The sequence below is a fragment of the Legionella pelazae genome (genome assembly GCF_052527395.1).
Genome location: NZ_JBNVZS010000006.1, coordinates 179,135 through 191,188, shown reverse-complemented (window position 1 = coordinate 191,188; position 12,054 = coordinate 179,135). Strand labels below are relative to the sequence as shown.

The window sequence follows — 12,054 nt, the reverse complement described above, 5'->3', positions numbered from 1 at the left end:
TTAGTTAATTTATTATCTTCTACATTACCCGTGTTTACAGTTGTCTTAGGTTCAAGTAACAGCACATGTACCTCTTCTTTAGCCATGGGACGATGCATAACTCCTTTAGGAATAATTACAAATTCTCCTTCATTAAGTTGAAGCTCTTTTTCTTTAAGCTGAATCACTAATTGCCCTTTTATAACCAAGAATAACTCGTCTTCATTTTCATGGGTATGCCAAACAAATTCTCCTTTAAATTTGGCTAGTTTTACATAGGAATCATTTATTTCCCCAGCAATTTTAGGTGACCAATAGTCATTAAATAGTTCAAATTTTTCCTTAAGATTTATCTTTTGCATAAAATGCTCCTTAATAGTAAATAGAAAAAGGTATTTACGAGGCTAGGATTTAATGAGTGGCAAAAGCCTAACAGCTGTGATTTAGCTTTGTGTTAATATCGCTCAAAACGGTAACTCAATAAAATACCACTTTTGGTTTAATATTAGTACACTATGCATTTTATTAGAATTTAGGAGATGTTATGCGACGTAATGAATTAAAGTATTCTGACCGGCAATTAATTAATCTTCTTACCCAAGGATATGCCTTTAAAGCAACTCAAATTGATTTTATTGACACAGGCTCTTTTTACAGCTTTATTGTTCAAACAGAGAATAATAAAAAATTTTTTTTAAAAGTATATCCGAGAAATCAAACGCTAGTACCCATTCATCCTAACATTGAATTACTCAATTATACCGGAATTGCCCTCTATCAATTTAGATATAAGTTTGGTCTTGATTATGTACCCCGAATAATTCAAACTTCAACAGGCACTTTTTGCTTTACTACGCCTAAGCTCATTTTAATGTTATTTAATTATATTGCAGGCTCACATCCTTCTTATTTTCCAAATCAATTATTAGCTGAAAAATTAGCCTCTCTATTGGCTAAACTTCATCAAATTCCGACTGCAGAATTTCCTAATTTTGACCAAGAAAATTTTGATATTTCCTATGCACTTGGTTTAGAAAATTGGCTTAATCAAAAGATCTCCATTAAGGATAATATTCATGCGCCTACCTTAATATTACGATTAAATAATTTCAAAAACCAGCTAAATGAAAAACTAACTCAGCTTAAGTTATGGCAAGCTCAATTTCAACAAAATGATATTCCTCTAGCCATTACGCATGGCGATCCGCATCATTACAATGTTTTACAATCTCAAAATGAAGTATGGTTAGTTGATTGGGATAGTATCAAAATTGCACCCATTGAACGTGATCTCTGGCATTATCAAGAAAATAACTTGCTTAATTTTTACTCTAAATTTAATACTCATGTAACTATTGATCTAGAGTTATGTAAATTTTATCGACTGCAACGATTTCTTGAAGATAGCCGTTATTATTTAGAGCAAATTTTTCTAGAAAAGAATACAACCAAGAGCCAAGATGAACTAGATACAACTGCTTTTTTAAATCACTGGGGGTGGCAATACTGCCTTGGTATACAGTAATTTAATTGAGTTAACAAATGGTTTATATGCTAAGAGATTTAATCCATGCAAAATAATAACCCCCATCGACAAGATATTTGGCAAACACGTATTGATAATTATCACTTAGTTAATCAAGAATTAAACAAATTAAGTGAGCAGGTACTAATAGATCAATTTTTTGGCACTACGCCACAAGCGCCAAGTCTTGGCAGCACCAATACATTGTTACAATTAAACAATAAAACTATTTTTATAAAAGCTATATAGTTATCCGAGCCAGAGTGTTTACCAGAAAATTATCTCTCTACTGTCAATTTTTTCCAATTACTCCTTTATTACCAATATGGTATTGTTTCTCTTGGCTTTGGCGCAATGATTAAACTAATTTAGAGTAACAAAAATTGATCACTCTTTTTTAAAAGACAGGAGATTAAAGCCATATTAATCATTAATTGTTATTCAAAGAGCAGGTGACTTTTTCAGTTTGATTAGCCTTTTCCTCAGCGAGTGTTAAAGACCAAATACTAAATCTTGGTAATACTGTAATAAGTTCTTTATGAAGCTCTATTTTTTTATCACATATATTTTTTCGGTCTATTAATGCTTTTTTTGCTTCTTGCATCCGTTTTTTATCATCTTCTTTTTCAGGTAAAATAATAGGTAATGTGCTAACAAGATCGAGATAACTTTTAAGGGCTCTTGGTGGCTGACCATGTTTGATATATTCATCGGCTATTAGTGAATAAGCCCAGAAGTCTCTAAGGCTAAAGCTTAGTTTATCTTTGTTTTCTGCAAGTATTCTATTCATCCTTGTAAAATCGCCATGTTTGGCATAGGCAAGCATGCGTTCTGCTATTGATAATTGCTGAGATATATTAATCAAATATTTTGAATCAATCGTTACATCACTAATAACAGGCTCTAAACCCAGTTTCCTTGCGCAGACATTCACAGCCCTAATATTTGCTGGTGAAAAATAAGCATGTGTAAAATTAACAAAATTAGTTAAATCAACTGGCTTTCCAGTCTGTAAGGTAGCAAATAACTCGTTGGTGTATTTACCTGTATCGTGTTTGATGACACTGCCAATTTTAAATTGCCATTCATCTTGTTCATCTTTAAAAAAGAGAATATTCTCATATCCCATGGCATCTAAAATGATATTCGTTTTTTGATAAAAATCTCGATAATGATTTAAAAATTCAGCCATAACTTCTCTGAGCTTAGGATCAGTGTCTAAGCGCTGCAAAATTGCTCCCATTCGTACATCTAGATTGCCATAATTATTCAGATCAAAATCAATTTTATCCTTTGCCTGAATAAGCGTTTTATTTATTTTTTCGAAAAAGTGTTGGTTATTTTCAATTAAATAGGGATCCAATTCTGTTGGCTCTATTTTAAAATCAAATTTTACTTTCGCTTTAAAGCACTTTTCATAGGGAACAATAGATAGCGCTGCACTTTGGGCTCTTTTTCCTGGCAACTGCACTAAAAACGTAACATGTTGTTCTCGAATACAGCGTTGTTTGTCATCTTTATCAAAACACGTATATAAAACAGCATATTTTTTCTCTAACTCAGCAAGCTCTTCAGAAGTAGGATTTTGTTTCATTAATTTAATAACAAAAGGAGCATTCGGAAACCGATAAAGTATATGGGTCCCACCTTCAGCAAGCCGCTCAGCTTTTGTTAAATCAATTGCACCAGATTGAGTTTTTGGTACTAAATCGATTTCAAAATTTAAAGCAGTCAATTTAGAGCGGGTACTCTCTAACTCAGAATATTCATACATAAAAAGTAATACATTAAAATTAATTAAGTTGCATTTTAACCTGCACAATATGTTTATTTTTTACCTAACTACTAAATTTACATATTATTTGCATTTCTCTAAGTAACTCACCTTAATTAAGCCTTATTCAATCTATCAGGCATAATCAAAAAAGTCGGATTGCCCTTTGTCCCATCGGTACGGAAGGCCAAGTATGGATTGTCACGGATCTTCTACCTAATCATGACTATGACAATATCGCTTCTTTAAGTGACGATGAAAAAAGTGAGCTAATCGTAGCACTTAATAATCAATTACAATTAGGAAAGGTAATAGATGAATTTTCGTATATACCAGATGCATAAAATTAACCAATATTATTATACTCACGCTTTACATTCTTATTAGTTTAGTAGCCTCATCTTTAGATTCCTCGCGTGGTCTTCTCCCCTGAGCAATCAGATTTTTAATAAGCATTTCGGTTTGTTTCCTATTAACTGCTGCTGTATAGCCTCCCTCCAGGCTAATATAAACAAAGGAAATTTTGTATTTATTAATAATTTCTTTTAGTTCCGTATAAAAGTATTCAAAATCTTCATCGTTAAATCGATTTTTTCTAGACTCAGCGAAGGAGAGATCTCGATAAAGCATTTCATTTTTTCTCTTGTCTATTTTGTAAAAAAGATCTCTGGCACACCCTGCTTTTTCTTCACCATGGGAATCCCAGCCAAGAACTAAATAAATAGCAATATCCTCTGGATTACTTCGACAAGCCTCATCAATCCGGGTTATCAATGCCACCATAACAGGATGTCTATCTGTAGCTTTCCTTCTGGTATTATTTTCGCTATTTAAATGAACTGGCACATAGACATACTGTTTATTTTTAGACTCATCAGGTATTACATCAATAACTTGAGGATTAAAATAGGGATAAACGCGGGGGTCATAGCTATCTAAGTGAAGTATAGTGCGCGACTCAGAAAATTCACTGGTATTTAAAGTATTCCGCAAGCCATCATCCTCATTCACATCTAAGCCACAAATAACATTGTTAGCATGTTCAAAATAATGAATAAGTACGGCAACTTTATTAAAAATACAAAAACCAGCTGCTTTTTCACGATAAGCATGATGAGTGGGCAATCCAATATTAAATATAATATTATGCTGTTTAAAGTTAGCTATTGTTGTTGCAATATCTTTGATTAAAACTTCAAACGTTTGGTTATTGATGCGGATATCATCCTCTGCTAACTCATCAGAATTGGGCTGGGAATTAATACATTTATCCATTATTTCTTTAACATATTTTGCTGAATGAGTAGCTAACAAAGCTTTTTTTATTGGATCATTTGGATCAATTTCATCAAATAACCTTTTTGCATCAGGCTGACGTAAAGCAATACTTTTAAATAAAACTTGCCAATTTTCTAACATTGCATAACCAGTTGTCTTAATAGGTAAGAGGCTCTCTTTAATCACACTAAGGATTTTAGTTAATCTTTGCTGTTGATCTTGTGTTTCATCATCCTTTTCTGAACCAGCTGGCATTCCATTAAAAGTGGCAAAATCTGCATCAGAAGGTATTTGCACAATACTACTGGATGCTTGATGAGTTTCCAATTTCATGTCGATCCTAACTGGCTTTTCTCTTAAACCTACTTTGAGCTCTTCCTGAACAACCGATTTTTTAAGTTCTGCTTTTTTCTTTTTAAAGGGTGGCATATCAACCGCTAAAACAGATTTCTTTTCTGAAAAGAAAGTCTGCCCTTGCTTTCTTATTTTGACACCATACTGCTCTCTTTGAACTTGCGATCTCTTTACTATGGGCTCTTCGAGAGATTGATTATTACCGCTTTCACGATGTTTAGTTACTTTAGATTGTTGCTTAGCGCTTTGATTTTCAACTTCTTCTTTTTCTGTTTTTAACTTCTTAAAGATTTTAACATTTCGACTTGCTGAGTGTCTATTTTTATCATCTTGATTAGGAAAAGGATCAGCGGTAGGTAGTTTTCGTTTTCTATTCGGCTCTTCATTATGAATGGTGTTTTGACTACGTCTTGTATTATAAGTTTTGCCCATTGTTCCTAACCCTTGTTAGCCAACAGCATGTTTATATTTTATACAATTAATACTAGTACAATATTTAGTTTCATCTAATGAATAAAATTTTTTAAACTTTAAGCAAGTAAAAGCGCTGCTTAGAATTAAGTAAAACATCTCTTTACTTTAAAACTACCCGAAAATAAATTCGGTAATTTTCCTATAACAGCAAAATATAGGTAGGAAATAGCGGTAAATATTAAAAATATAAAATTTATCATAACTAAATTAACTAGGGCGTGTCATCAATTAAATTGATATTAATTTATTTTGAAAATAGTTATTCTACTTGCTTTTCATCTTACCCCAGGCCGCGCTCATGACCTTGAAGGGGCTGATGTTCTGGTAGTTTCCTTGGCGAATTTATTTGGCTGCTTCTGTCATTTGGCTTAATTGATGACACGCCTTAATAGCGACCTATGTTTTTTTGTATGTGCGAATAAACAATTAAACTGCAACGTTTTAAATCTTTCTGAATGCACATTTAGTTGATCTTATTATTAGGCAGGCCTAAAGGCATTGACCTCATTAGTTTATTTATGTTACAATTTGGTCATTAAATACTCAATTTAACGGTTTTTAGATATGCCTAAAAAAATATTAATCCGCGCGAGCCTAGAAAAAAAACTAGGCAAAGACTTTGAATCTTATAAAGAAACTTTATCCAAATTCATGAAAGATATCCCCTCACATGGCTTAAATCTAGAAAAATTACAAGGCACGCTAGGTGAGCAAAAAACCTACACCATCAGGCATAACTACGCCAGTCGAATTGTCCTTTGCCCAATAGCCACTAAAGAAGGTCAAGTTTGGGTCGTGACCGACATCTTACCCAATCATGAATACCCTGACATTACCCCATTAGACGATATGGAACGAACTATTCTCATGTCAGCCATAAATCAGGATAGTAACAACAATAATAAATCAGGTAAGGAAGAGATTGAGGAGACAGAGTTTGTACTGTCAAGTCGGGTAGAATTTTGTAACAAGCAATATATCTTATTAGATGAGGGGCAAGAAGAAGTTAGAATCAAAGGCAAAACGTCCCTGCCCTTAATCATCAGTGGCGCACCGGGCTCTGGAAAAACGAGTGTCTTGTTAGCGATTATCAAGCAAAACATCATGCATTGGTGTGAAGAGCGTGGCGAGCCACCGCGTATTTTAGTGATTGCCAAGTCAGCACATTTAGTTCACCAGCTGCGCCGGGAATGGGCAGATATTTATGAAAAAGAATTTAAAGACACACCCATTGATTCAAAGTGTGTTACGTTTAAAACCCCAGAAGAGCTTTATACCCTTAAGCATGGAGCGACTAATTTTAAAGGTGAACAAGACTTTATCTCCTGGTATAGAAGCTACACTGCGCCACAACGTAAATTAAATGCCCGTGAGAACTCGGAGTTGCCGCTTGCAGTAAGCGAAGCGCCACTCATTTATCAAGAATTCCACACCATGTCCGCTTATAAGTCCTTTGAAGACTATAGCAACCTGGTGAGCCGGAAATTTTCCTTGTTTCCCGAGGAAAAAACACGTGCTTGGCTGTGGGACGTATATAAACACTACGAACAAAAATTAAAAGATAACCACGAAATTGATTTAGCCTTCCAACCTATCGAATTAACTGAACACTATGATTTTATTGGCGTGGAAGAAACGCCAGATTTATCGCGCGAACAAATTAAATCCCTGGTGGAGCGACCATTATTGGAAGAGGACGCCTTAACCAAAGATAATCTCATTTTTTGTGTTGGAGACCACCAACGTTTATTTGGTAGTGAAACCACATTACCCTTTATCCGGTCTCTTTTTTGGGAAAAATATCAAAAAGATGTCACCACTCATGTGCAGTTGAAAGGCTCTTATCGTTGCCCAGAAGAAATCATTAAGGTTTCTAATGCGGTGCTGCAGTTTAAATACCAGGCCATTGGGTCGTCCTTCGTGGATAAAAATGAATTGGCTTACGTCACTACCAATCAAGATTTAAAGCAACCCGGTGCGGTACATTGGTTAAGTCAGGAAGCCGACCTCAAACCGCTGCGAGAAGATAGAAACAACGTGCACTTTGTGGTCATCACTTGTGATGAGTTTCTGGAAGAGGCACAGCGCTTATTTGGCCCTGAACGCGTCTTTACGCCAACCACCATGAAAGGATTACAAGCCAAACACGTGTTGTTGTATCGCTTTTTAGATCAAGACGGCTTTAAAGCTGCCAATGAAATCATCGGTAACGATTTTGAGTTACAAAAACAACCTACTGAAACGCCCAAAAACAATGCCGGAAACATTCGCCATAACAACTTATTTAATGAGTTTTTTGTGGCAACCACGCGAGCCGAAGTGTCGTTATCCATTTATCAACCAGACGATAAAGATCACAAACATGTCATCCGAAACAAACTCAAACAGTTTATTACCGACAAGCCGCTACAAGCCCACACCCAAAGCACACCCACTAACTCCACTAAAGAGGAATGGCTCGCGCGAGCAGACTACCTTGAAAAAGAGCTTGGACAAAAAGAGCAAGCACAAGAGATTAGAGCGCGATTCGTAGAGCCTGAAAAGAAGGTGGATGAACCAAAAGTAACCGTCAACAATGAAACTCCAATTCAAGCGACTCAACCCTCAACTCAAACGACCCAAATCCCAGCCCAAAGCACCCAAGTTGGCAGAAAGAAAAACAGAAAACAAAAACCCTTACATCCTATCGAGGAAGTCTTGTTTGATAAACCAGGGATCCTAGGAAATTTCATTGAGAGTAATGAGGCCAGAACATACTTGTTTAACACGCCTTTAAAGACAATCAATGAAACATGGCCTGCTTGTAGTTTAGTGGAATACCTTGAAAACCCTGAGCACGCGAAAATAAAAGACAAACTCTTAGATGCACTAAAGAAGCGCTTAGAAGTCGTTTGTCAATGGAAAAAGCCAACGGCAATGCAACAAAGGGAACAAGATGTATTCATGGGATTGCTCCATTATGAAACCGAAAATATGCCTAATCAGTTAGCAACTTCCTTGAAAAAACGCCTTAAACCAAACTCTCCTTCACAACTGTTTATAGAAAACTTTATGCAAAATAGGCGAGCCCAACTTGATGAGCAATTAAGGGAAGGGAATAGTGGCGCAGTTGCAAGTTTGCATTGCTTAGGACTGCTTAATGCATTTAATCAGAACGGTTATACACCAATGCAGGTGGCAGTCTTAGCAGGCAAAACACAGCTCCTTGCTGAATTAAAAAAGTTAGGCGCAGACATCAGTAAACCCAATGCAAAAGGTATAACTCCGCTTTTCTTCGCAATAAGAACTAGTAACCTAGAAGTCGTTCAGAAATTAATAAAATTAGGTGTCGATGTGAACCAATCAACTGATGATGGCACTACGCCACTTCATATGGCAGCGTTAGAAGGTCATATAGAAATAATTCAAGTACTCATAAAATCAGGCGCAAAAATCAACAAAATGACGAAAAAAGGTATAACTCCACTTCGCTATGCGGTAACCAAGAATAACTTAGCAGCCATTCAAAAATTGATAGGGTTGGGTGCCGATGTAAATCAGGTGGATGAGGATGGAGCCACGCCGCTACATGTTGCGGCACAAAATGGGAACCTGACGACAATGAAGGCATTATTAAGTTCAAAAAAAGCAGAGATCAACGCGACCAATAAAAGGGGCATAACTCCACTATACTTCGCAGCACAACATGGACACTATCACATATTTGAATTATTAATAAAGGCAGGTGCAAAAATAGACGAGCCCAATAAAAAAGGGGCGACTCCAATGTACATTGCAGCACAAACTGGTCATGCACTAGCCGTAAGGGAATTGATAAGGTTAGGCGCCAAAAGTGTGAATACAGAAGTTGATAGCTTTGCGCCAATTCACGTCGCTACCTACGAAGGTCATCTAGAGACAATTAAGGCATTGCTGGAATCTGGCGCTGATGTAAATAAAAAAACTAATGATGGCTCTACGCCGCTTCATATTGCGGTACAAAAGGGTCAATTAGCATTAATAAAAATATTAATAAATGCGGGGGCGAAGCTAGATGAACCAATGGAAGATGGTAAAACGCCTCTTTTTCTTGCAGTGCAACGGGGTAACCTAGAAGCAGTGCAAGAATTAATAAAAGCAGGCGCAAAGGTAGACGAGCCCACAAGCTCTGGTACAACCCCACTTTGTATCGCAGCAGACTGGGGCCGCCTAGATATATTGCAAGAATTAATAAAAGCAGGCGCAAAAGTAGACGAGCCTAAAAAAGAGGGAAAAACGCCACTTTTTGCCGCAGCAGGAAAAGGTAAAATTGACGTTGTCTCTTATTTGTTAGAAACCAATGCTTGTCGTTTTCACGCCTATCAAGCAAGCAGTAAATCACTAATACTGGTTGCCGCGGATATCGGACCAGAAACATTAGCCAGAGCTAAAGAATTTATAACAAGCAAGGGGCAAGTATTTGACTCTGAAGATAGTTTGCCTATTCTGCCTCATGAGATAGCCCATATTATGGGCCATACAGAAATAGAAAAACTTATTTTAGATAAAATGGCTTCATCACAGAACAAGACTGGCAATCTTTTTATTTTATTTAACAACAACACATCTAAGAATGATTCAAAGTCAAGTGAAATATCCTTGGTAAGATAAACCTTATGATGCAGACTGCCATTTAAACAATATTGCTCGTGGATATTTAATTATTTAAAAATCCAAGAGCAATCTACATTGATGGCATAGATATAAACCAGATTGATCCCGCAGAAATTCGCAGAAGTATCGACTATATTTTTCAAGAAACCATCTCAAGAAGATACTAATTTATTAATAAGCGAATACGAATTAAGGAAAACGCTTCTTGAAGAAGCTAAGCTCATTTATGAGTTAACCGTATTTCAGCAAAAGATTACAAGAAATGGCTCTTACTGCAAAGAAACAAAAATTTCCTTCTTGCATTTATTTTTTCAACCTAATTTTACCTAAAGCATTGTTCTATCCGTTTGTATTGGATTTTAGAACTTAAAGTCCACAATGCCCTATAATCGCTCTTTTATCTTTAGCAAAAATAATATAAATTAGGGCAAGCCTTAATCGGCTCTGAACTATAAATATACAAATATAACTTATAAGAATAATAAATTAAGGATGACTATGAAAGGAATACTGCAAAAATGTAGGGTGATCATCATCTTGTTAAGTGCTTTTCCCCTCTTTCTCTTTGCCGCAGAACCAGATGCTGTTTATTTAACTTGGCAATCTGATCCTCATACCACAATGACTATTAATTGGATTACTAACAGTAGTGATGATGATGATGCTTTACAATATCGTCCTCTCGCAACTGCAGATTGGATTCCTGTCACTGGTAGGCATATTGTTTTACCTCTGGATAGTAGTTATCAAGTACATCGTGTAAGTTTAAATGGGTTAAATCCAGACACTACTTATGAATTTTCATTAAAGACCGACCAAGCTCAGATTTATACTTTTAAAACCATGTCAGAGACCTTTGATAAGCCAATCCGCTTTGCTATTGGTGGCGATACCTATAATGGAGATACAAACTTTACTGCTATGAATAAACTTGTAGCTAGCTATGATCCCTTATGTGCTTTTTTAGGCGGGGATTTGGCTTATGCTGGACATAAAGCATCAGGAGTTAAGACTTGGATTAGATGGTTTAATATTTGGTGGAAAACAATGCGTGGCCCGAATGCACGCTTAATACCTATGGTCCCTGCCATTGGAAATCACGAAGTAGACGGCGGAGAGGGTCTCCCAGCTAATAAGCTTATTTATTATAGCTTCTTCCCCACTACCAATCCAGCAAGTAAAACATACTATGCATTAAAATTTGGGAAAGAAATGTTAATGGTTATGCTAGATGCAGATAATGTTTATGATATTGCCGGAGAGCAAAGTAGCTGGTTAGATGCTGTCCTTGCTGAAAATCAATCTCGTCCTCATCTCTTTGCCCTTTATCACCAAGGCGCTTATCCTTCAGTACGCTCTTTTAATCGCTCAAAAGCTCTAGAAATTCGAAAAGATTGGGGAACGGTGTTTGAAAAATATGGTCTTGATATTGCTTTTGAACACCATGATCATGCATATAAAAGAACTTATCCTTTATTTCAAGGAAAAGTAGATCCATGCAGAGGCACAGTATATGCAGGGGATGGCGCATGGGGAGTTACGCCTCGAGAGGTACAAAATGGTGATCGTCCAGAATTTGTGAAAACAAGTAGTACTCGTCATTTCATTTTAATGGAAATTGAAGGACGAGATCGTAAGATGTTTTCCATTAGTTCTGAGGGAGCTATTTTAGATCAATGGGATATGACCGCAAGACGATAAAAGTTTAATAGAGCTTAACAAGTTAGCTTATTGATAAAAGTACTTAAGTAGAAACTCGCTGATAAAAAGCCTACAATTAGATTCATTTTAAACTATTGTGGATGCTTAGAATCAGCGAGTTTAAAGTAATATTTATAAAATATATTTAACACGAATTTGACATAAAAATAATTTTTCTTTTATATCTTCATCACAAACAGATTTTAATTGCTACACTTTATTTATTTAACAAAGTATTTTTCAGAAAAATTTAGGGCATCTAAAGGTATCCTTATTAAATCATTTGAGGTGGTAAGTTGCTTATCAGTGTTAAGCTCATAACTTAGAAATTAAGATA

At 35.9% G+C, this 12,054-nt stretch carries 7 protein-coding genes; 4 read left to right on the top strand and 3 right to left on the bottom strand.

The genetic code is table 11. From position 1 onward, the window contains the following. Window positions 1-341, bottom strand: a 341-nt coding sequence (locus tag ACQUW5_RS08620; RefSeq protein WP_444990830.1) for a cupin domain-containing protein, incomplete at its 3' end; no start/stop codon positions are given. A 182-nt stretch (window positions 342-523) separates the two neighbouring features. On the opposite strand from ACQUW5_RS08620, the gene ACQUW5_RS08615 reads away from it, so the two are divergent. Together ACQUW5_RS08615 and ACQUW5_RS08610 are read left to right on the top strand one after the other, a co-directional pair. Beyond that, window positions 524-1,504, top strand: a complete 981-nt coding sequence (locus ACQUW5_RS08615) for an aminoglycoside phosphotransferase family protein (RefSeq protein ID WP_444990829.1) — start codon at window positions 524-526, stop codon at window positions 1,502-1,504. A 45-nt stretch (window positions 1,505-1,549) separates the two neighbouring features. Then, entirely contained in the window at window positions 1,550-1,753 is a 204-nt protein-coding gene (locus tag ACQUW5_RS08610; protein ID WP_444990828.1) for a hypothetical protein, read from the top strand. A gap of 181 nt (window positions 1,754-1,934) precedes the next feature. Here the strand turns inward: ACQUW5_RS08610 and ACQUW5_RS08605 are convergent, their stop codons facing one another. Together ACQUW5_RS08605 and ACQUW5_RS08600 are read right to left on the bottom strand one after the other, a co-directional pair. Next, complete coding sequence (locus ACQUW5_RS08605) at window positions 1,935-3,278, bottom strand: hypothetical protein (RefSeq protein WP_444990827.1); 1,344 nt, start codon at window positions 3,276-3,278, stop codon at window positions 1,935-1,937. Between the two features lie 372 nt (window positions 3,279-3,650). Further along, window positions 3,651-5,342: an arginase family protein gene (locus tag ACQUW5_RS08600; RefSeq protein WP_444990826.1), complete on the bottom strand. Its 1,692-nt coding sequence runs from the start codon at window positions 5,340-5,342 to the stop codon at window positions 3,651-3,653. Window positions 5,343-6,035: 693 nt separating this feature from the next. Here ACQUW5_RS08600 and ACQUW5_RS08595 point away from each other — a divergent pair. Both ACQUW5_RS08595 and ACQUW5_RS08590 read left to right on the top strand, forming a co-directional pair. After that, window positions 6,036-10,013 (top strand): ankyrin repeat domain-containing protein, encoded by a 3,978-nt coding sequence (locus ACQUW5_RS08595; RefSeq protein ID WP_444990825.1) that lies wholly within the window; start codon window positions 6,036-6,038, stop codon window positions 10,011-10,013. A gap of 501 nt (window positions 10,014-10,514) precedes the next feature. Then, window positions 10,515-11,717 (top strand): purple acid phosphatase family protein, encoded by a 1,203-nt coding sequence (locus ACQUW5_RS08590; protein ID WP_444990824.1) that lies wholly within the window; start codon window positions 10,515-10,517, stop codon window positions 11,715-11,717. Window positions 11,718-12,054: the final 337 nt, after the last annotated feature.